Origin of the sequence: Dyadobacter jiangsuensis (assembly GCF_003014695.1) — a bacterium.
Classification (GTDB): domain Bacteria; phylum Bacteroidota; class Bacteroidia; order Cytophagales; family Spirosomataceae; genus Dyadobacter; species Dyadobacter jiangsuensis.
In genome coordinates, this window is sequence record NZ_PYAS01000008.1 from 306,220 (window position 1) to 325,986 (window position 19,767).

Sequence of the window (19,767 nt, forward strand, 5' to 3'; positions counted from 1 at the left end):
AGTGTGGTCAGGCATTTGTAAACCAATAGCTTGACCATAGCTAACTACAATTGACAATATATGACTACACATGACCAGACCTGGATACAATTGACAATACATGACTACACCTGACCATACCTGACTACACTTGACAATGTCCGACGGTCATTATTGATCGGTCGCCAACCGCATTTCGGTGAGTACTTTCTTGAAACCAACCTTCTCGTAGGCAGCCACTGCCGGCGAATTGTCGGAATAAACCTGCAAGCGAACCTCTTCCAGGCCTTTTTCTCTGGCCCAATCCACCAGCGCATCGATAATCAGTTTGTTGATCCCGCGGCCTCGCATATCCGGCTCTGTATACATAAAACCCAGGAAAGCGTAGCGCTTGAAACTGTTATACGGCTTCCCTTCGAGGATACGCGCGTGCCCGCTGGCGATCAACCGGTCGTCCAGCGTGGCCACAAGGACCTCCGCTTCGTCGCTGCGGATCATTTTTTCGAGATCGTAATAATGAAATTCCTCACTGATGAGCGTATCGTCAAGCGGGCGCTCGGCTGCAATCAGGTTTTGTTCGAATTGAAGAAGTGTGGGAAGCTCGTCGAGCCGTGCCTGCCTGATCTGAATGTTTTCCATGAAAATGTTGATGTGGTGATTTCGCAAATCTACCATTTCGGGGCGCTGTACCCCGGGTTTCATGGAAATAAATGACATTACCGTGTCAATAATCGCCTTTCCGTAATGCCAGGCATTATATCTTCCAGAATTACCGCCACCCTCTGCGCCGATTCAGGAGCCGAGTATGCAGGTAATGCCATACTATGAATGGCCAACCCGGCCTCGTTCAGTTCGGAATTGAGATGTTCGGCAAAACGTTTGTTGAATGTAAGCAATGCCTGCTCCCAAACTGGCACCGGGTGCGGGCAATGCCAGAGATCGATTACCTGTGCATGTGCATGCAGGAGCAGGTTAGGCAGTAACTGGTGCAGATAGAGAATGCCGCTGGCATGATTGGTTTTCAGTTTTCTATCCAATGAGCGAATGTCGTAGTCTTCCAGCCGCTGGTGAAACCCCGTTTCGGCATAGTTAACCAGCAGATCGACCTCAAACCGGTCGTTGATCTTTTCACACGCTGCAATAATGCTTCCGGTATCAGCATCGTCGGCAACGAGGTAGTGAACCAGCCCCCGGTGTTTTTGCACAATTTCACGCACGAGCGCTTCCAATAGCACTTCTTTTGCGCCAATCAGGATCAAATGCCGGTTGTCGGCTGCCAGCGCTTTGGCGAAAGATTTTCCCCAGGGCGTATCTGCCCCCCGGATGACTGAAAAATTCATGAGTTGATGATTTTGACAAAATAATGGCGACTGCCTTAGGTGAAATGCGCCCAAAGTTGTCCTTGCTATATACCTGCAAAGAAAATCCGGATGCCGATGAGAGGAAATACTGATTTATCATTACAAAACACACCGGGAAAGTCGGTGAGAATTGCTCCCGATTACCTGCATTTGCTCAATAGATATTATGATTTCGATGGTTTTGAACCTGATCGGCTCGATAAGCAGCTGGCGCTCATTCGCGCCATGGCCCAGCTTAGCAGCAGCGGCGTGACGGTGTATGATCTGCAAAAGCAAACGCACGTTCACGTTTCGCACAATTTTTACCAGCTGTATGGTTACGATTTCGGGACAATGGATTCTTCCATCCCGAATGAAATGTTCGACAGGAAAATCCACCCGGACGACCGCCATGCCCTCGCGCGAAACGGCTATGAAGCGATGAAGTTTATGATGGCGCAGCCGGCACACACGCGTAAGCAGTTCAAAATGGTGACCGAGTACCGGATCGTGCTCGATGAGCAGACATCGATCCGTGTCATGGAGCAGCACCAGGTGCTGGAACAGGACGCAGCCGGAAATATCTGGCTTTCACTGGGAGTGATCGACATCTCGCCCAACCAATCGCTTACAGACGTGAAGAGCCAGGTGATCAATTTCCACACGGGAGAACTGATTAATTTACAATTTCACAATTTACCGGCCGGCATTAGGCTGACCTCGCGCGAAAAGGAGATCCTGGGCATGATCGGCACCGGCAAATTGAGTAAAGAAATTTCCGCATTGTTGGAGATCAGCGTCCACACTGTCAACACGCACAGACAGCGTATACTTGAAAAACTGCAAGCCGACAACTCAATTGAAGCATTGCAAAGCGCAAAAATGATCGGTTTGATCTCCTGAAAATAAACAAAATTAGCCTCCTGCTCGTCGCTACCGCATTTGTGAGTTATTTCTACGTGCAGCTACAAGAAGTTGGTATAGTTTTAATAGTAACATCGGTTACAATTTTCAACTTATCCGCAAAGTTAAACTTGATAGCTATGGAAGGCGAAAATGAAAAACAGACGGTAATTACGCTGAACGATGAAAGTTTCAAGCATTACCTGATCGAGCGCTATGGCAGCTATGCCGAAGATCCCAACAGGAAACGACTCAAAAGCGCTTCGCAAGACCTGATCTCTCACGAGACATGGGTCCAATTGTATAACCAGGCCAAAAACGACATTACGCAAAAAGGGGGGTCGTTGATAGGCTACGAACTGGTAAATAACATATTACTAAGCCATGACGGCATCAATTCTCATTGGCCTATGAACTGGATGTGGGTGATGAGGTTCGGAAGTAACTAAATTCCCTTCAAAAGGGAATTTAGTTCTTGGCTTGTCGGTTTTCGGGATTAACTTTACCAGCGGCTAATCTATTCATCGACCCAATCCCGGAAACCGGGACCGCGCACTAATCACTTTCCTGATGAGCTACTCCAAGATGATTTACCTTGTTGACGACGATCAGGACGACCGTTTTTTTATCCGGGAAGCGATTCAGGACTCGGGTATGAATGTTCGCATTACCGAAGTGGAAAACGGCTTTGACCTTCTCACGCTGATGAAGGAGCTCATCGACCCGGAGGCTTCGGTTATCATTATCGACATGAATATGCCTAAAATGAACGGACTGGAAACGGTGGCGGCGATCCGCACGGACAACCGCCTAGCCGCAATGCCTATCGTGATGCTGTCCACCTCATCCAATCCAACGCTGATCCGGACAGCCTACCTGTCGGGCGTTACCAGCTTTATGACCAAACCGAGCACATTCGACGAGTTTGCACAACTTGCGCGGGAAATCGGGGAGCGTTTTTTATAGGCTGTCGCTTTCGTTCTATTTTTCGACCCGCGTCGCGCCGAACTTTGAAAGAAAAAAAGCTATGACGACAATCAATCTTTTCCTTCTTTCGGCGGCGCTTGCCAGCGGCCTTATCGCCGGATTATTTTACACCTATTCATGCTCGGTGAATCCCGGACTTGGCGCGCTTTCCGATGCCAATTACCTCGCGGCAATGCAATCCATTAATCGCGCTATTCTCAATCCCGTGTTCTTTTTGAGCTTCATGGGAACACTTTTGCTCTTGCCACTCAGCACTTATCAGCATTTCGGGATGGGTACCCGTTTTTACTTGTTGCTCGCGGCGACGTTGGTGTATGTGATCGGGACATTCGGCGTTACTATTGCCGGCAATGTACCTTTGAATGATGCATTGGATAAAATGAACCTCACCGGGGCTTCCGCAAACGAACTGGCAGCGCATCGGTTAAAGTTCGAAGCCCCCTGGAACAGGCTACATACCATCCGCACTTATGCCTCGGTGGTGTCGTTTGTGCTTGTACTACTTGCATGCCTTACCACACCCGACAACTCCTGAACAAAAGCTGCTCATTCCACCCGACCCTTTTCGTCGTCGGACGCATTGTTGTTGTGACGACGTTTACGGGCGAAGGTTTCTTTTCCGAATTTGTAATTGAATGCAATGCTGATGCGCTGTGTATCCGTTTTGTTGACCTGACGATAATCTGATTGAGCGATCCCGAATGACCGGCTATGATACACCCAGGAATGAAACAGGTCTTCGAAATTCACCGCGATCGTGCCTTTTCCTTTCCATATCTTTTTCTGAATGCCGCCGTTGACACGGAACATATTTGAAATCTGCGCCTGGGCGTTGATGTCGCGGCTGGCATAGTAACCTCCCAACTCTGCATTCCAGCCATTGCCGAGGTTGAAATAGTTGTTGAGTTCAAGACGCGCCACATTGGTCGCATAATTTATTGCGTCGTTGTACAAAGGACCTTCCATAGCAATGCGCGACAGCCGCAATGTGGTGCTATTGTACCACCAGCTCGTGACCTGGCCGGATACACTTGTGTTAAGCAATACCATATAACCACTGGCGATGTTATCGGGGCGACTGATGAACGTATCCCCCTTCGCCTGAATGGTTGTAAAAAGGACATTCGTGAAGCGATTGTAGCTGAGGCCCATGTTCAGAAAACTTTTATGCTGGTATTTCAATTCCAGCCGGTCCTGATATTGCGGTATCAAATGCGGGTTTCCCGCGCTGTAAGTGTATTGATCTTTGTAAAAAACGAAGGGGTTCAGCATCTGGTAATTCGGTCGGTTGATCCTCCGCACGGCCATGAGTACAAATGCATTCTTGTCGTTCAGTTTGTAATTGAGAAAAATACTGGGGAAGAGTTTGGTGTATTTTTGGTTAAAACGTGTTGCCGGAACGGAGTCGTTACCCAGCTGATTGCCTTTTGCAAGCGTATTTTCCAAACGTAAACCCACTTGTATGCCAAAACGTGCCCACCGTTTTTCACCACTGGCATAGGCGGAATTGATGTTCTCGCGGTACAGGAAGTGATTCGACCGGCGGTTGTCGATCACCACATTGCCGTCGTTGGTATTGAAGTAATTGAACACAAAGTCATTATCCACATAACTTGACTTAAATCCTGCCTCTACACGTCCTTTGTCCTTCAACGGGTGAACATAGTCAGCTTTCAAAGTGTAGATATTGATTTCCGAAGGGGTGCGATAGCGGAACAGCTCCCGGCTGGTCATGGTGCCGTCTGAATGGAACAGGCGGTTTTCAAGGTCTTGCCTGCCGTTGCTGTGATAGTTCAGATAGTTTACATCAATAGCCAACTCGCGGCCCTTATCGTTTAATTTGTGCAACATATTCATATTCAAACTAGTATTGTTGCGAATATCCTTCGAAACCGTACCGCCCTTTCCGGAGCTAATGAGGTTGTTAAGCGCATTCCGCTGCGTGCTTTCGTAGCTAAAATTGCCATTCCGCGAAGAACCATTCAGGTTGAGAATAGCCCCGAAAATCGTTTGGGGCTTAGCGGTCAGGTCCATTCCAAGGTTGATATTATAGCCGTTTCCAGCGGTTACCTGGTCGTTTTTCAGTCCAACCTGCGATTTCAATGTACCTGATTCCTCGAAGTACCTGCGGCTGAAATCATCTTTGCTGTAATTTTTTTCATAACTGTAACCCAGGTTGGCAAACAGGTTCAGCTTTCGGCGGTTGTAATTCAGATTCAGCGCGTCATTGCTTCGCGCGTACCTGCCCTGGCTCCCGCCCAGGGCTACGCTTCCCGTGAGCCCGCCCGCACGTGTTTTTTTCAAACGGATATCAATTACCGCATTACCTGCCGCATCGTATCGGGCAGGTGGGTTATCCATGAGTTCGATCTTATCGAGCACGCCGCCGGGTAACGATTTCAGGTAGGCCGCCAGATCGGCGCCCGACATGTAAGTACTGCGCCCGTCGATCAGCACCATTACCCCGCCCTTTCCATTTAAACTGATTTCTCCGTTCGCATTCAAAGTTACGCCCGGCGTTTTACTTAATACATCGAGCGTGTTACTGGTGGCGCTCCCGATCATAGAGCCGACGTTTACTATCGTGCGGTCTATTTCCTGCTCGATCAGCGGCTTTTGCGCTTTTACCACTACTTCTTGGAGTTCGATGCTTTTGGCGGGAAGCAGGATAATCGCGGGTAATGCAATGCTGGAATGCCCGGCGTCGATCGTCAATGCCGTACTTTTGAAGTTCTTCTGTCCTATCGCACTGATTGCCAATACATACGTATTATTTTCAAGATTGATAAAACGAAAATTTCCATTCATGTCCGTTACCTCACCGGTTACGAGCGTCGAATCCGACGATTTAAGCAAGCGGACGGTTGCGCCTGGCAAACTTTCATTTCCGGCGTCTTTAACTGTTCCGGAAATGGTGTTGCCAGTTTGAGCGTAGGCACTTAAACTGATCAGGATAGATGTTAGGATTGCAAAAAGCGTTTTCATGGCTGTTACTTTAGATGGTCGAGTGATGAGGCAAATATTACCCGGCCTAGTAACCCCATGAAATAATTGTGTTGTAACTTCCCGGAACCGTGACGGAAACCGCTTTAAGGCTGACGAACCATTTCGACCTGGACTGGTAGCTTTCTGTCATGAAATCGGGCCATTATAACAGCTTGCTATCTTATTACTGCCTTCGGGAAAGCATATTTGCAAGCGCCGCCAAGGCATGAACCGGATGATCCCATGAGCAGTATTTTCAATAGCGACAACAAAGAGGCGACTCAAATCGGCATTTATGTGGTGCTCACTGCCGCGGCATGTGTACCCGTTTTCTTCGGTATCGACACTTATCTGAATATCATCGGCGCTGCGCACGACGAGGCGGTTGCCACTGCCGCGACGCTGGTCCTTTTCGGGTGTATTTACATCGGCCGGCACCTGGCCACGATATGGTCGGCCCGGCAGCGCGAAATCCCCAAAAATGTCCTGAACGGGCTGGCTATCGCGATTGCAGTGTGTTTCGTCTGGCTTTTTGTCCACGTCGATTTGCAGTTTGAGACGTTCCGGGGCATTAATCTGCTGCTGTACTGGATACCTTTTCTGATAATCGGGCTTTGCACCGGCGCATTAATTAAGTTATTCAGAATGAGCACACGGAAGGAACTCGAAGCTGCCAAAACACAGGCTGCTCAAAGCCAGAGTGAGCTGCATATGCTGCAATCGCAACTGAGTCCACATTTTTTGTTCAACACATTAAACAATATGTACGGTCTCTCGATCACGCAGCATGAAAAGATCCCTGCGTTGATCCTGAAACTTTCGGATTTACTGCGGTATTCGGTGTATGAGGCGAACGAAACTTACGTGCCGCTGAAAGATGAGCTGGCTTACATACACAATTACATCGACTTCGAGCAACTTCGGATCGGTGACCGGCTGGAACTAAAAACGGACATTGAAAGCCTGACAAACAACGATATCCGGATTGCCCCGATGCTGCTGATCGTCTTTGTCGAAAATGCATTCAAACACTCCAAAAACACTTCCGAGCCAACGGTATTCATCGAAATACGGCTGAAAATCTGGGGAAATTCCATTCTTTTTTACCTTAGAAATTCGCACAACCGGTCCGACATTAAGGCACAAACCGTTGAAAAACATAGCGGTTTCGGTCTCGCAAATGTGAAGAAGCGGCTGCAACTATTATATCCGAACCAGCACGACCTCTCGATTGAAAATGGAGAGACCCATTACACCGTTAACTTACGCCTGAATCTTCGATAATATGACGCCCATCGACTGCCTGATCGTCGACGACGAACCCATTGCGCGGGACATTATACGTACCTATTGTGCGCATCTCCCCTACCTGCACGTGACGGGTGTGTGCGGGAGCGCGCTCGAAGCCAGGGCAGTGCTGATGCAGCAGAAAGTCGATATTGTTTTCCTGGACATCAATATGCCTGTAATGGACGGTATTTCTTTCCTCAAAACACTCAAAACACCGCCGCAAATCATATTTACGACCGCCTACAAAGAATATGCCGTCGACGCATTCGACCTCTCCGCTTGCGACTATCTCTTAAAACCTTTTTCCCTCGAACGTTTTATCGTCGCCGTTGACAAAGCCATGGAAAAATTACAACCTACCGCTAGGGCATTTGTTGAAACCGGTGAATCAAAAGAAGACGACTTTCTTTTCCTGAAAGCCGAAGGCAGGATTTACAAGGTGATGCACGACGACCTGTTGTACGCCGAGGCGAACGGGAATTATACCAAAGTAAGGACTGCGCAGCATACCCTACTACCGGCGATGACTTTTTCAGGCTTTGAGGAGCTGGTTCCCAAATCAAAATTCCTGCGGATTCACCGCTCGTTTATCATCAATAAATCCAAAATAGATCACATTGAGGGCAACCGTGTATTTATCCAAAATACCGAAATACCGATCGGCAGCAATTATCGTGAGCAGTTTTTGAAGCAAATCGGCCTTTCCTAGTGAGCTCATCCAATAAAAAAGCAGGGTCTCCCCTGCTCTTCTGACAACGCTGCAAACTGATAACTCACTATTTATGAGCGGGAATCACAAAGAACAAGCTCAGCTGAATCACGCTGTTTTTGAAATCGGGATTCATTGCCGCATTCTTGTCGAAATCACCGACTTTGGAAAAACCGGCGATATATCGCGCGCCGATGCCAAGTCCGAAATTGGCCTGGTAGCCCAGCCCGACAGCTCCTGCCAGGTCAAGGTTTTTAGCAAAATGGTCGATAGTCTGATCCGGAACATCCTCCCCCGTCTTAAATGATGCCTGCGGTCCGAATTCGAAATAGAATCCGCCTTTCGCCCGGAATTTCAGCATGACCGGCACCGTCACGTACGACGTTTTGAAATTCCGTTTGCCGCCATTGTCAATTTTGGCCCCCTGTGTCGAAAACAACACCTCAGGCTGGATCGAAAACACCTGCCCGATCCCGAAGTTCATGATACCGCCCAAATGAAACCCCACGAGGGCATCCGATTCAATATCACTTCCGGTATAGTTGCTGATGTTGATTCCCGCTTTCGGGCCGATGGAAAACGACTGCGCAAACGCCGCACTGCTGAACACCGACAGAAGAACGAGCAAAGAGATTTTTCTCATGGTTTTTGAATTTGAAGTGGTTTGATATGTGGAACGACATCGAGTAAGCAAAAAACGTGCCACAAGTTACATCAGCCGATAGGGATCCCGCACTCGTTCTTCGCTCATCCATCCCACCACTACTCCCTCAAAATGAAACACTTAAAAATAATCACCACAAAATATCTCAAAATTTCTTGCGCTTATCGATATTAACCTTACCTTTGCACCATGAATCGCGCACGGCGAATCAAATAGAGAGATGGCAGAGTGGTCGATTGCGACGGTCTTGAAAACCGTTGACTGTAACAGGTCCGGGGGTTCGAATCCCTCTCTCTCTGCAGGACATGATGTCAAAACATTCAAAAACCCCGTTTAAACGCTTTAAACGGGGTTTTTGCGTTTTTCGGGCTTTCCAAAAAATGCACAAATTCCCAATGAAAATGTAGGGTATCGTGGAAGTGACAAAATTGAGCAAAAACTTCCATACCACACTTACTAACTGGCTGATCAAAAGATGTTTACACACTAAACATCTTTACTTTCAATTGTAACAATTCGATTTTTGTTCATCTTAAACATTTTTTACTATGTTGGAAACAAGCTTCGGGTTGATTTTCTTTTTGAAAAAGCCCAAACCAGAATTAGCGGGTGGAATGCGCTATGTCTATTGTCGGGTCACGGTTAACGGCATTCCCAAGGACATCTCTACAAAACGCATCTGGCATCCATCGAAATGGAGCGTCAGCGCTGGTCGGGCGACAGGAAACAAGGAAGACACTAAGACATTGAATGCCTACCTCGATACACTGACTTCCAAGATTTACGAGGCAAAGCGGTCCCTGATTGAGGCAAATAAGGAGATAACCTCAGAAGCTATCAAGAATCTTCTTCTCGGCAGAACGGAAGGCGGGAAAACTATACTGCCCATCTTCCGCGAGCACAACGATCAGATCGCGGCTTTGATTGGGGCCGATTTTGCTCCCGGCACTTTGGAGCGGTATGAGACCTGCATGAAACACACCCGCGATTTCATCAAATGGAAATACCAGGCAGACGACTTTGAGATCCGGAAGCTTGACTACGAATTCATATCACAATATGAGTATGGTCACGAGATCGACGACTGGTCAGCGCTGTTTCTGACCGAAACTCAGGAGCATTTTCAAAGCCTGGAAATCAAGGTCGGTAAATCCATTGCAGCTATCGACCGGGCTGCATTGGAGCTGAAAGGCAGGAAACGGTTCCTGCAGTTTCAAGACCGAGGCCAAGCACTATTCTATGGCATGGGTGTAAGCGCTCCTTATTCAATAGCTGGCATTGTCATATCTGTTTTGTTCTATGTATTGATACGCCATGGACAGCAGTATGTAGAGCGGCAAAGAATTTTGGACGAGTACCAGAATGCACCGGCTTACAGGCAGATCATGGAGCAAGGAAAAATCGTCGAGTACGATAAAATGCTCTACCTGCAACTAACGCCTTTACCTAAGAAAGGGAAAGTCCAGATCGGTGAGCACTACGTTTATGACTCCCACGGTAAACGCGTGCTGGTTCCGCTAGGGGCCGAGTAGGGCAGCTTATTTTTCAAACGATTTCGAACAAAAGCGAACAACTTCAAACGCTTTCGAACGAATTCGAACACTTTCAAACAAATCCGAATTTTTTAGAACGGAAGCGAACACTTTCGAACAGTTTCGAACGTGGGCTGTAGTTTTCTCCCTAGCCAGCTATCGCCGGTACGTCGCAAAATGCGACTCCCCGGCGGAGCTGGCCAGGAGAAACCCCTGGACCCCTGCTATTCGCCTCCGGCTCATAGCTAATCTCAAAAGACATATGCAAAATCAGAAAACGAAAGGTAGACCGCCCAAACAGAAAGGCACTGCCAAAAGGGAACACTTTTCAGTTTGGGTGAGCGCTGAACAGAAAAGCCAGATTAATCAGATTATAGAGAAAAGTGGGCTTTCCGCCAGTCAGTATTTCTTGACATTGGCGCTGGACGTCCCATTTAAAAAACCACAGAAAAGATCGCTCCCCAAACCGGTCACTGACACGGTCCGAATACTGGAGCAGCTTTCAGGGATCCTGTCGCTGGCAGTTTTAAAGACCAAAGATCAGCAGATGCTTTCCGCTCAATGGCAACAGAGCAGTCAGCGTGTCCGCTTACTGGCTGACCTTATCACCTTGTGGGTATTTGAATCCTTTGAGATCCGTAGTACAAAGCAAACGCTCGATAGACTGCACTCATGGTTAAATGGGTTAACCAGCTTTTTGTCGCTTTTTCCTGATGAGCTTGAAAGCAAGCAGCAGCTTATTGAAGAGTGCCGGTTGAACGTCCGGGTCACAAGTGGCCTGCTCGATAAATACCAGGCCTATTACCAGACCGCATTATCAGAGTTGGAACCAGCTTGGAAAGCAGTGAATGCTGACGCCAGCTCAGTGCATCGCGAGATCGAAAGTGCTCTTACCGCATTACTGAAAACCATGAAGACATGATTGGGAAAGCAAGTTTAGGCAATAGCGCTAAAAGGCTTATCGAGTACTGCTACTACGACAAACAGGTTTCGGCGAAAATGCAAAGAAAGCTGGATATAGAAGAAGTCCGTGGAGAACTGGTCTACATACAGAACCTGGGAATTAAAATACTACCAGATGGAAAACTAGACCTGGATTACCTGATTAAACAATTTGAGGCTAACCTCTCGCGGAACACGCAGCTGAGCAAATACATCTGGCATCAATCGTTTAGCTTCGCGCCAGGTGAAAAACTTAGCAACGAGACAATCACCAGCATCACTACTGAGTTTGCCAAAGAGTTCGGGTTTGAACAGAACCAAATACTTGTCTTCAAGCATGAGGATACCGGTAATCGCCATTTCCACATCGTTGCAAACCGGCTAAACTATAACGGAAAAAATACAGCCGATCATTTTAAGAACTACGCCCGGATCGGGACATTCTCTCGCAAAATGGAGCATAAACTGGGATTAGTTCAAGCACCTGATATGCGCATCAACCAGCGAAGGACACAGGAACTATCAATAACCGACCATGCACATTTGAAGCTTAGGCAGACGATTGACAAGCTGTTAGATAACGTAAAATCCATTGATGAGCTTAAAAAAGAATTGATGACCGTGGGATATAAATCTTACATCGGGCGCGGCATTGCATTCTTTAATATGCAGAAGAAAATTAAGATCAAGGGCTCTGATTTGGGGCGTGACTATTCGCTTTCTTCTCTTGAAAAGAGGCTGGCTCAAAATTTGGAAATCGGCCTCAAAAAAGAGCTAAAACCGGATGTCAAAAAGCAGAAAAAACACAGCCTGGGCTTGTAAATACAGGTTTTCGTGAAGAATGACCTATCTTAGCCAAAAATAACCCCGTTCACTCATGAAACTGAAAGCAATTAAATTCTTTTCTCCGGAGGAAAACGTTTCCAAAACCAAAGTGGTCGAAAAAGTCGCACCGCTTCCGACAGGTTACATTTCTAATTCCGGCAAGCTCGTTTTCCCGGCTTCCGCACTACGCGACCTGGGAATTGATCCTGAATCTACCCATTTCAAAATTGGAACCCAGGAAGGAAAGCGAAAGATTAAATCCGTATATCTTGTGCCAGCAGCGGGTTCGGATCAAACTTTTTCCTTCGAGAAAAGTGGCAGAGGCCACGTAATTCCATTGGCGGTTATTCTGAAAAAAGGTAACGTCAACTTCGAAAGCGAAAAGCTGATCTTCAAGATTTCTACCTTTGATTTTGATCAAAATACCAAAGGCTATGAGCTCGTGATCGAAACCGAAGCGCCAAAACCTGAGTATACCGGAAAGCCTCGTGGCAGAAAGCCTAAAGCTGCGATTGACGCAGAATAGAGCTACATAAAATGCAGGTAACCGGGACCGGTTACCTGCTTGATTTCGGGTCACGTTTGCTTACCACTAATTAAGCTAACCCAGTTGTATGTGCCTCTGGGCACTTAATGAAACCATCAGTGGTTTCATCCTGCGGCTGTACAAGCAGCCTCTGTGAAAATTCATTCTACCAGCAAAGCAATCCCAACCCTCTCGGCTTTGCGCTCTATCTTTTGTTTGAGGCCGTAATAACCCCAATTCCGGAAAAGGAACGGATCTTCTTTCGCTTGCTGCTCCTTCTCGGTCTGGTCTACGAGCAGCAAAGTGGCTGCTTTATTTTTAAGGCATATATCAATTAACCTCTTACTGTATACGTGCTGCTTGTGTGAGACATACCGCTTCTCTGATTGTATCAAATTATCGATACTCGTTTTTCTAAGATGCTTTCGGCTGTTTTGGTTCATGAATGCCATTGCTTTTCTTTTCCGCCGGATGGCAGCCTGGATAGCGAGTCTTTTATAGAGATACTCGTCCTTGCTTCCGATTGTATAACGTTTGTTGCCTACCGAAACGATGATCGGGTAATCCAGCGACAAACTCGCCTCTGCAATGATATCCTGATCAAGCTGCTGCTCGCGCCGTTCTGTCTGAAAAACAGCGAGCATAAAAATCTTTCCTTTGTCAAGCACCAGCGAGCTGGTGCAAAGCTTGACCTGACTAGCCAGTAACCTTTGAAGCATTTCCCGCTTGTCATGGCCTGTTTTTCCCAGGTATGTCCTGAACGGAAAATCGAATAACGAAAAGTGAAACACTGCCCCTTCCTTGCTGCTCCTTAGCTTCTTGACATCGGTTCCTTTAAACGGGATCGGGATTTCCTTTCGGAAATTGGGCATTGCGCTTTCGCCGCTAGCTAACGCTTTGCTCATCTTGTTAAAACTGGCAACCAAATTTCCATTCAAGGCGCTCATGACGTGCATCGGGATACTGCCCTTATAGTTTTGGGCAAGCACCTGATAGCTCGTGTTCATTCTCGATGTCGACAGTATCCCATGCTCGTCCTTCTTGATATCAGAAAGCCTGGCCCTTACACCTTCGGTCAAATAAAGCATCTCCCTGAGTTGCTGCTGGACGTAATGATGCGTATAGATCTGGTTGGCGGCTTTGAAGCAGATGTAGCGCCATTGGTAGAGGGTATCGATAATCTTGTTCTTCTGATCGATGTCGTCCGAATCGATCAAAAGCCGGATCTTCCGGGTAGTGAAAAGCTTTTCCATAACCTAACGCCCATTTTGCTTCCAATGATTTTTGACAAGCTGATATGCTTTGATATAGTGTTGCTGTACCTGGGTTTGCGGGTAGCCGAGAATAGAGGCGATGTCAGCAAAAGACTTCTTCTGATCTTGCCTGAGCTCGAAGACCGCAGCCTGCTCGCTACTCAGAATCTGATCGTAAGGGTACGGCTGCTTTGCTTGCCTTATCGGCACAGTCGCGCGGGGCGCTACCATTTTTTTAAGCTCCTCGATGGCTTTTTGGATTTCGCTGGTCACATGTAGCGTATTCGCTCCAATTCTTTTGGCTACCTCGCGCGCGCTGTGTCCATCCTTAAAATGAAGGCTGGCTATCAACTGACGCTGTTTGGGCAGAAATGAGATCGCTTTCGAGATTTCTTCCAATCTCTTTCCTTCGGTGCCGTCCGCGAAGTAGCTATCCAGATCTGGCTTTTCACCCAGGAAAGGTTCCAAGTGGTCTATTTCTGTCATTTTCCGGTATATCTGGTATGCCGGTTTTTGCACTTGCTTTAACACCTGCCAACGAAGGTTGAGACGAATAAACCGGTATGCGTGAGAGAGGCTTTCAATCTTATCTCGATGTGCCCAGACTTTTAGGTAACACTCGTGCAGGATGCAGCTCACCAGAAACTCGTCATTAACCAACCCTCTACCAAGGTAAAGTAGGCTGTTATAAGTCCGCTTGTAAAAATAATCAAGTGCTCGCTCGTTACCGCTGCGAAAAAGCAGCAGGTATTGCTCGTTGCGTGCGGACGTCTTGGAGAGTTCATGAAGGGCCATAGCATTTACGATAACTGGGGCAACAAAAGAAAATAGCAGCTCTATGAGTGCCGACAATCATTCATCTGCACACGTTATGCGAACGATTGTTAAAACAAATATATCGAAAGTTACCAAAAGACACACATGTGTGTACTGGAAATTTTTACGCTTCCCGTACTTCGTCCCAAGCATGAAGGACCAAGACAACATTGGCAGAATAGAACAGTACGTAATCGACTACGTCAGGGAACTACGTGTGACTAATAATTTGCTTCAAGAGGATATTGCCAGTATTCTTGGAACTACAAAAGCATTCATCAGTAACGCGGAAAGCACCAATCATCGGGCTAAATACAATCTCAAACACATTGATAAGTTGGCCCAGTATTTCAATCTCTCTCCCAGGGACTTCTTACCTGAAAAGACGTTACAATAATCGGATTGTGTTCGGGTCATAAATTGCAAATCGACTTGGCACTTTCAGTTGCTCCTACAAATCCATATTGGGACTGCTACAAACATATAGCTTACATATGGTCAAAGCTGGAGACGGGGCTAAGTCGCTGGCCACTCGAAGGACATCAGCTAGATCGTGTTCAGTGCAAACGAAAGTTACAAAGTAAAAAAAGACGGTTGCAAGCCTGCACTTTGTCATCCGGCTTTTTAGCTGATCCCGAATCGGCCAGCCGCACCTTAAACCGCCGGATGGGCTTGCAACCAAGGGGACGAGCCCCGTCATTTTTTCATTGAGTGGAAGGCAGCGATTGCCCTGAGCACAAAGCCGGGCCTTAGCTACTTAAATGCCTTTCAATCATGAGAAATCTTGAAAGTACTCCTAAAATCTATGTGGGAACCTACAGCCAGTACAACAATGGATCGCTATTCGGTAAATGGTTTGACCTGACAGACTACTCAGATCTAAAAGAATTCTTGCGAGACTGCCACGAATTTCATCGAAATGAACTGGACCCGGAGCTAATGTTCCAGGACTGGGAGAACATCCCGGATTTTTTGATATCAGAATGCAGCCTACATAAAGAGGCATTTACATATTTCGAGGCCATCGGCGAAATGGACGATGAGACTGCCGAAGCATTCGAGATTTACTGCAAACAGATTAACTATTGGCCATCCAACGGGTACGAATTAGATGACCAACTTGATGGATTCCGGGAAAGCTACCGCGGATTCTTTGGCGGATCAATGAAAGATCCAAAGCTTGAATACGCCTATCAATACGTCGAAGAAACAGGACTGCTGTCCGGTGTGCCATCCGCGCTCGAGAAATATTTTGACTACGAAGCCTTCGCCAGAGACTTGTTTTTAGAAGGGTACAGTGAATATGAAGGTCATGTTTTTACAGATTATTGATTAAGAGATTGAGTGCGATAACTGATGATGTCAAGTTGTCGCACGCAATCACTAGATCATTTTATGCAAGATGTCTTATAGTTGAGTTTTCTGTTCGCGAATTGCAAACAGACTCTGGCCTGCTTCATTCGGAAATTTTGTGAACACAGATCGATCAACTTGAAATGTATTGCTTGACGATTTCTTCGAAAAGTAGCGTCAGTTATAGAATGCGAATATTCTTCTATTTCAATTTTCCCACCTCTGGTAAAACCCGTTCAGAAAAGCTCGCAAATATTTTTTCAAAAGTGCAACATAGTGCACTTTTGCCATCTTTTATCAGTCAGTAACAATTTTCAACATCGAAAAGAGCACTTTAATGCACTTTTTAACGTATATTTGGATAATAGGTTTTACAAACGGGAAGGGCAATGCATCTTGGTAGCATACTGAAGGAACGAAGAAAACTTCTTGATATAACCCAGGAAACGCTTGCCGATATGTCAGGTGTTGGATTGAGAACATTGAAACAGCTAGAAAGCGGAAAGGGAAATCCTACCATCATCACATTAGAGAAAGTTGCCGATGTACTCGGAATGCAGCTCGTTCTACAAATCAAATCGATGGATCAATAGCTATGAGGGAGGCGGAAATTATGTACAAAGGCGAAGTTGCTGGCAAGCTAATCCAGCATAACGATGGTTCGTTTAGTTTCACCTACGAAGATGCCTGGATAGCAAACAGCCAGAAACCTCCTGTTAGCCTCACTTTGCCGAAATCAGTCAAGGTGTATAACGCCAAAACTCTTTTTCCCTTCTTTGCTAATATGTTGCCGGAGGGCGTTAACAAGCATGTTATCTGCAGGTCCCTAAAAATTGACGAGGACGACTATTTTGGGCTTTTACTGAACGTTGCGCAGTACGACGCAATTGGAGCTGTCACAGTCAAACGGACAAATGACTCGGCATGAGTATACCTATTATCAAATACTGTCCGGGTACATTAGCCGAAGGCTATGATACTTACAGCAGACAATGCCTGAAAAGAATGTTCAATGGGGCGAAAGTATCACATGTATTACCGTATGACTCGCCAGCTTCCGGGGGCCTAGCTAACATAGCGTTCTTGCAGAGCCAAAGGCGAGTGTCAATTTCCGGCGTCCAAGAAAAATTTTCCATAATTCAGGTCAAGAGTAAGCTGAGATTGGTTGGAGAGGGCGAGCAGGGAACGCACATCCTTAAACCGATACCCACCATCGGTAGTAATCCAGATCAAATGCCAGCCAATGAACATTTGACGATGCAAATAGCCTGCCAGGTTTATGGCATTGAAACGGCAGACAATGCACTTATTTTCTTTGAAAACGGTAAACCCGCATATCTGACCAAGCGCTTTGATGTACATGACGGAAATAAAAAGAAGGCGGTAGAGGATTTCGCGGCTTTGGCCAACAGAAGTCCTCAGACCCACGGGGAACATTACAAGTATCTGGGTAACTATCTGGACCTCTTCAACGTAATGAAGAGATATCTTCCAATCTATGGATTAGAATCACCCAAACTATTTCAACTAATCATGTTTAACTATCTATTTTCAAATGGCGACGCCCATTTTAAGAACTTTTCGATAATTGAAACCGGCATGGGTGATTTCAGGCTCAGTCCTGCGTATGATCTTCTTAACAGCCGACTTCATGTAAATGATTCCGACTTCGCGCTGGAAGATGGGCTCTTGCCCCCTCAACTATCAAAGGGGAATATTGCCAGACGATTCCATACACTTGGAGAGCAAGCAGGCTTGAATACGAAATCGATTACCTCTATCTTCAACACGATGCTTTCTAATTCGAAAAAGGTCGAAAGCTTGGTCAAGGTCTCATTCTTGAATGATCGTTCTAAAAGAAATTATCTCCAGGCATATCAGACTAGGCTGAAGAGGCTTGCCAAGGTTTGAATAGCCACTTATGTCAACATTCGCGACCCAATCTCAATGTAACAAGCAAATATTCAACATATTCAAATGGCTAACAATCAATATATTATGCTACATATATCTAGCAGAATTTCGAGTTCTCCGTGCATCATGGAAGGGTGAGATTCAGGAAACGCTTGTCACTCATGGCGCCAAAAAGATCGTCTGCGATTACAACGACAACGGACGCCTTCCGCAGTCACCTTCGGGTTACTCCTCGGCGGCACTATAGCCTACTTTTCACTTCCTGTAAATTATGCCGGCGTTCTCAAAGCTATGGATAAGGATCGTAGGATTAAGAAATCCTGGTTAGGAGGGTAATGCTTGTTACTTCCTAATAGTCAGTAGCGTATGATAAAGCGTTTGCCAACTCGGTATACAGAAACTGTTTACTCTTTCTAGCGGAAGGGTGGAAGAAATTAATGACTGGCAAGCCATTCCAAAGACCTCTGCTGTAAAGATTTGACGAATGTTTTTTCATCTCAATTTTTTGACCAAGGATTTTGTCGGTCTCACCAAAGAGGTCGTTCGGGTAATTGTCATACCGAAAGCAGCAAACAATTAAAGTCGGCCTGATTTCCATGATTTGCTGTTGGAGTAGTGCCTTGCTTTTGGCGATATACGCGGCGATTATTGCTGCGTTGGCTGCCGCTGTGCCACTAGATTTCTTCACGTTGATGAGCGCAATTGAGCGGAGGGCTTCTAGCCGTTCCTCTTTGGATATGCTGTGAAAATCCTCTGGGAAGTCATTCAAAATCCCGTAGGCCCACTCGCTGAGGCGGTGAGCGAAACGCTTGTACACGTAATTCTGCCACCATACTCCGTAGTCGGCCGCGAAGTCCGGACTACCGCCATCGGTACCCAGGTTATGTTCCTTGGCGATGAAGAGTATTCTCTTGGATTGCTTTTCGAACGTGGGTGCGTGGATAATACCGTCCTTGATTATCGGACGGTCATGATCGCCTAGCTTCTCACTGGTGTATAGGGCAGAGAATTGGTCGAAGAGAGAGGTGGGTTGCATGGGATTGAACGGCTTTTTTCGAGAAAGTTAGATATTAACGTTGCCTTAACCTATATCGATAACATCTCCTCGCTGGGAAAGCGCAGCGTCATCTATCCAATCCCTGAAAAACAAGCCAATACTTAATCTAGTCATTCCGCTACTAATCAATAAGTTACATAAAACTTATCTGCCAAACTTTTGCGTTTTCCGAGCATCATGGAAGGAATCTTTAAAGGATAGATGCCTCGCTGATTTTCAATCCATTAAGTCAATCGTTCAAATCCCTCGCTGCAATAATAGTAGAAATGGAATAGTTGGTGCGCCGTTCCATGACCCGAGGTGTCACCAAGACGAAGAAAACAAAAAATCTTCCTTAGCCCGGTCCCCTACGTGTAAGTATGGCAGGCATTACAAATAATTCGAAATCCTAAAAAAGGATTTCTTTACTATGGTACCCTACAAATGCACTTATCAAGTCATACCCGCATTTTGAAAGCATCGGTGAAAGATCTACCGTCCTAGAAAGTGATGAGCGATTTGCTATTAGTCAATACGAAGTGACGAGCTTCCTTGCTGTATTGTTCAATTCAATGCTATCTAGGAAGTTATTTTTGAAATCGCCGAGTGCCTCTACCGATGCCAGAACTCCTATTTCGGTCACAATATTGAGAATACGCTTGATCCATGAAATCCAAAAGCTTGTTCACTTTACTATTCCGAAACTTACGAAA

At 46.4% G+C, this 19,767-nt stretch carries 21 protein-coding genes and 1 tRNA gene; 15 read left to right on the forward strand and 7 right to left on the reverse strand.

Annotated elements, in window-relative coordinates:
• Positions 1-150: 150 nt before the first annotated feature.
• Together CLV60_RS18185 and CLV60_RS18190 are read right to left on the reverse strand one after the other, a co-directional pair.
• Complete coding sequence (locus CLV60_RS18185; RefSeq protein WP_229211030.1) at positions 151-696, reverse strand: GNAT family N-acetyltransferase; 546 nt, start codon at positions 694-696, stop codon at positions 151-153.
• A complete protein-coding gene (locus CLV60_RS18190; RefSeq protein WP_106596795.1) occupies positions 696-1,319 on the reverse strand; it encodes an SDR family NAD(P)-dependent oxidoreductase in 624 nt (207 codons plus the stop codon). The genes CLV60_RS18185 and CLV60_RS18190 overlap by 1 nt, the downstream gene beginning before the upstream one ends.
• Positions 1,320-1,415: 96 nt before the next feature.
• Between CLV60_RS18190 and CLV60_RS18195 the strand changes: the two genes are divergently transcribed.
• From CLV60_RS18195 to CLV60_RS18210, 4 genes are all read left to right on the forward strand, one after another.
• Complete coding sequence (locus CLV60_RS18195) at positions 1,416-2,222, forward strand: LuxR C-terminal-related transcriptional regulator (RefSeq protein WP_106596876.1); 807 nt, start codon at positions 1,416-1,418, stop codon at positions 2,220-2,222.
• Positions 2,223-2,362: 140 nt separating this feature from the next.
• Positions 2,363-2,671 carry a hypothetical protein gene (locus CLV60_RS18200; RefSeq protein ID WP_229211031.1) on the forward strand — a complete coding sequence of 103 codons (309 nt, stop codon included), beginning with the start codon at positions 2,363-2,365 and terminating at the stop codon, positions 2,669-2,671.
• A 121-nt stretch (positions 2,672-2,792) separates the two neighbouring features.
• Positions 2,793-3,188 carry a response regulator gene (locus CLV60_RS18205; RefSeq protein WP_106596797.1) on the forward strand — a complete coding sequence of 132 codons (396 nt, stop codon included), beginning with the start codon at positions 2,793-2,795 and terminating at the stop codon, positions 3,186-3,188.
• 61 nt (positions 3,189-3,249) lie between these two features.
• Positions 3,250-3,744, forward strand: coding sequence for an anthrone oxygenase family protein (locus CLV60_RS18210; protein ID WP_106596798.1), 495 nt, complete (start codon positions 3,250-3,252; stop codon positions 3,742-3,744).
• Between the two features lie 11 nt (positions 3,745-3,755).
• On the opposite strand, the gene CLV60_RS18215 is transcribed toward CLV60_RS18210, so the two are convergent.
• The gene (locus CLV60_RS18215; protein WP_106596799.1) at positions 3,756-6,194 is read right to left on the reverse strand and encodes a TonB-dependent receptor; all 2,439 of its coding nucleotides are present in this window, start codon (positions 6,192-6,194) and stop codon (positions 3,756-3,758) included.
• 243 nt (positions 6,195-6,437) lie between these two features.
• Here CLV60_RS18215 and CLV60_RS18220 point away from each other — a divergent pair, with 243 nt between their 5' ends.
• Both CLV60_RS18220 and CLV60_RS18225 read left to right on the forward strand, forming a co-directional pair.
• Positions 6,438-7,478 carry a sensor histidine kinase gene (locus CLV60_RS18220; RefSeq protein ID WP_106596800.1) on the forward strand — a complete coding sequence of 347 codons (1,041 nt, stop codon included), beginning with the start codon at positions 6,438-6,440 and terminating at the stop codon, positions 7,476-7,478.
• Between the two features lies 1 nt (position 7,479).
• Positions 7,480-8,193, forward strand: coding sequence for a LytR/AlgR family response regulator transcription factor (locus CLV60_RS18225; protein WP_106596801.1), 714 nt, complete (start codon positions 7,480-7,482; stop codon positions 8,191-8,193).
• A gap of 67 nt (positions 8,194-8,260) precedes the next feature.
• Here the strand turns inward: CLV60_RS18225 and CLV60_RS18230 are convergent, their stop codons facing one another.
• Positions 8,261-8,836, reverse strand: a complete 576-nt coding sequence (locus CLV60_RS18230; RefSeq protein ID WP_106596802.1) for a porin family protein — start codon at positions 8,834-8,836, stop codon at positions 8,261-8,263.
• Between the two features lie 235 nt (positions 8,837-9,071).
• Here CLV60_RS18230 and CLV60_RS18235 point away from each other — a divergent pair.
• The 5 genes from CLV60_RS18235 to CLV60_RS18255 all read left to right on the forward strand — a co-directional run bounded on the left by CLV60_RS18235 (position 9,072) and on the right by CLV60_RS18255 (position 12,682).
• Positions 9,072-9,156: transfer RNA gene (locus CLV60_RS18235), tRNA-Ser, on the forward strand.
• Positions 9,157-9,405: 249 nt separating this feature from the next.
• Positions 9,406-10,389, forward strand: coding sequence for a hypothetical protein (locus CLV60_RS34725; protein ID WP_229211032.1), 984 nt, complete (start codon positions 9,406-9,408; stop codon positions 10,387-10,389).
• Positions 10,390-10,651: 262 nt separating this feature from the next.
• A complete protein-coding gene (locus CLV60_RS18245) occupies positions 10,652-11,311 on the forward strand; it encodes a plasmid mobilization protein (RefSeq protein ID WP_106596803.1) in 660 nt (219 codons plus the stop codon).
• Positions 11,308-12,153 (forward strand): relaxase/mobilization nuclease domain-containing protein, encoded by an 846-nt coding sequence (locus CLV60_RS18250; protein ID WP_106596804.1) that lies wholly within the window; start codon positions 11,308-11,310, stop codon positions 12,151-12,153. Before CLV60_RS18245 ends, CLV60_RS18250 begins: the two co-directional genes overlap by 4 nt.
• A 55-nt stretch (positions 12,154-12,208) precedes the next feature.
• Entirely contained in the window at positions 12,209-12,682 is a 474-nt protein-coding gene (locus CLV60_RS18255) for a hypothetical protein (RefSeq protein ID WP_106596805.1), read from the forward strand.
• A 161-nt stretch (positions 12,683-12,843) separates the two neighbouring features.
• Here the strand turns inward: CLV60_RS18255 and CLV60_RS18260 are convergent, their stop codons facing one another.
• Both CLV60_RS18260 and CLV60_RS34485 read right to left on the reverse strand, forming a co-directional pair.
• Positions 12,844-13,935: a hypothetical protein gene (locus tag CLV60_RS18260; protein ID WP_106596806.1), complete on the reverse strand. Its 1,092-nt coding sequence runs from the start codon at positions 13,933-13,935 to the stop codon at positions 12,844-12,846.
• A 3-nt stretch (positions 13,936-13,938) separates the two neighbouring features.
• On the reverse strand, positions 13,939-14,730 hold the full coding sequence (locus CLV60_RS34485; protein WP_146151570.1) for an RNA polymerase sigma factor: 792 nt from the start codon (positions 14,728-14,730) through the stop codon (positions 13,939-13,941).
• A 795-nt stretch (positions 14,731-15,525) separates the two neighbouring features.
• Between CLV60_RS34485 and CLV60_RS18275 the strand changes: the two genes are divergently transcribed.
• The 4 genes from CLV60_RS18275 to CLV60_RS18290 all read left to right on the forward strand — a co-directional run bounded on the left by CLV60_RS18275 (position 15,526) and on the right by CLV60_RS18290 (position 18,015).
• Positions 15,526-16,083, forward strand: coding sequence for an antirestriction protein ArdA (locus CLV60_RS18275; RefSeq protein ID WP_106596808.1), 558 nt, complete (start codon positions 15,526-15,528; stop codon positions 16,081-16,083).
• Positions 16,084-16,493: 410 nt separating this feature from the next.
• Positions 16,494-16,697 (forward strand): helix-turn-helix transcriptional regulator, encoded by a 204-nt coding sequence (locus CLV60_RS18280; protein WP_090373383.1) that lies wholly within the window; start codon positions 16,494-16,496, stop codon positions 16,695-16,697.
• A gap of 2 nt (positions 16,698-16,699) precedes the next feature.
• Entirely contained in the window at positions 16,700-17,032 is a 333-nt protein-coding gene (locus tag CLV60_RS18285; RefSeq protein WP_106596809.1) for a HipA N-terminal domain-containing protein, read from the forward strand.
• Complete coding sequence (locus CLV60_RS18290) at positions 17,029-18,015, forward strand: type II toxin-antitoxin system HipA family toxin (protein WP_106596810.1); 987 nt, start codon at positions 17,029-17,031, stop codon at positions 18,013-18,015. The genes CLV60_RS18285 and CLV60_RS18290 overlap by 4 nt, the downstream gene beginning before the upstream one ends.
• Positions 18,016-18,367: 352 nt before the next feature.
• On the opposite strand, the gene CLV60_RS18295 is transcribed toward CLV60_RS18290, so the two are convergent.
• Complete coding sequence (locus CLV60_RS18295; RefSeq protein WP_106596811.1) at positions 18,368-19,054, reverse strand: hypothetical protein; 687 nt, start codon at positions 19,052-19,054, stop codon at positions 18,368-18,370.
• Positions 19,055-19,767: the final 713 nt, after the last annotated feature.

Excerpts from the sequence above, each read along its gene's own strand:
- CLV60_RS18185 (WP_229211030.1), bottom strand. The coding sequence starts at position 696 with ATGTCATTTATTTCCATGAAACCCGGGGTACAGCGCCCCGAAATGGTA.
- CLV60_RS18190 (WP_106596795.1), bottom strand. The coding sequence starts at position 1,319 with ATGAATTTTTCAGTCATCCGGGGGGCAGATACGCCCTGGGGAAAATCT.
- CLV60_RS18195 (WP_106596876.1), top strand. The coding sequence starts at position 1,416 with ATGAGAGGAAATACTGATTTATCATTACAAAACACACCGGGAAAGTCG.
- CLV60_RS18200 (WP_229211031.1), top strand. The coding sequence starts at position 2,363 with ATGGAAGGCGAAAATGAAAAACAGACGGTAATTACGCTGAACGATGAA.
- CLV60_RS18205 (WP_106596797.1), top strand. The coding sequence starts at position 2,793 with ATGAGCTACTCCAAGATGATTTACCTTGTTGACGACGATCAGGACGAC.
- CLV60_RS18210 (WP_106596798.1), top strand. The coding sequence starts at position 3,250 with ATGACGACAATCAATCTTTTCCTTCTTTCGGCGGCGCTTGCCAGCGGC.
- CLV60_RS18215 (WP_106596799.1), bottom strand. The coding sequence starts at position 6,194 with ATGAAAACGCTTTTTGCAATCCTAACATCTATCCTGATCAGTTTAAGT.
- CLV60_RS18220 (WP_106596800.1), top strand. The coding sequence starts at position 6,438 with ATGAGCAGTATTTTCAATAGCGACAACAAAGAGGCGACTCAAATCGGC.
- CLV60_RS18225 (WP_106596801.1), top strand. The coding sequence starts at position 7,480 with ATGACGCCCATCGACTGCCTGATCGTCGACGACGAACCCATTGCGCGG.
- CLV60_RS18230 (WP_106596802.1), bottom strand. The coding sequence starts at position 8,836 with ATGAGAAAAATCTCTTTGCTCGTTCTTCTGTCGGTGTTCAGCAGTGCG.
- CLV60_RS34725 (WP_229211032.1), top strand. The coding sequence starts at position 9,406 with ATGTTGGAAACAAGCTTCGGGTTGATTTTCTTTTTGAAAAAGCCCAAA.
- CLV60_RS18245 (WP_106596803.1), top strand. The coding sequence starts at position 10,652 with ATGCAAAATCAGAAAACGAAAGGTAGACCGCCCAAACAGAAAGGCACT.
- CLV60_RS18250 (WP_106596804.1), top strand. The coding sequence starts at position 11,308 with ATGATTGGGAAAGCAAGTTTAGGCAATAGCGCTAAAAGGCTTATCGAG.
- CLV60_RS18255 (WP_106596805.1), top strand. The coding sequence starts at position 12,209 with ATGAAACTGAAAGCAATTAAATTCTTTTCTCCGGAGGAAAACGTTTCC.
- CLV60_RS18260 (WP_106596806.1), bottom strand. The coding sequence starts at position 13,935 with ATGGAAAAGCTTTTCACTACCCGGAAGATCCGGCTTTTGATCGATTCG.
- CLV60_RS34485 (WP_146151570.1), bottom strand. The coding sequence starts at position 14,730 with ATGGCCCTTCATGAACTCTCCAAGACGTCCGCACGCAACGAGCAATAC.
- CLV60_RS18275 (WP_106596808.1), top strand. The coding sequence starts at position 15,526 with ATGAGAAATCTTGAAAGTACTCCTAAAATCTATGTGGGAACCTACAGC.
- CLV60_RS18280 (WP_090373383.1), top strand. The coding sequence starts at position 16,494 with ATGCATCTTGGTAGCATACTGAAGGAACGAAGAAAACTTCTTGATATA.
- CLV60_RS18285 (WP_106596809.1), top strand. The coding sequence starts at position 16,700 with ATGAGGGAGGCGGAAATTATGTACAAAGGCGAAGTTGCTGGCAAGCTA.
- CLV60_RS18290 (WP_106596810.1), top strand. The coding sequence starts at position 17,029 with ATGAGTATACCTATTATCAAATACTGTCCGGGTACATTAGCCGAAGGC.
- CLV60_RS18295 (WP_106596811.1), bottom strand. The coding sequence starts at position 19,054 with ATGCAACCCACCTCTCTCTTCGACCAATTCTCTGCCCTATACACCAGT.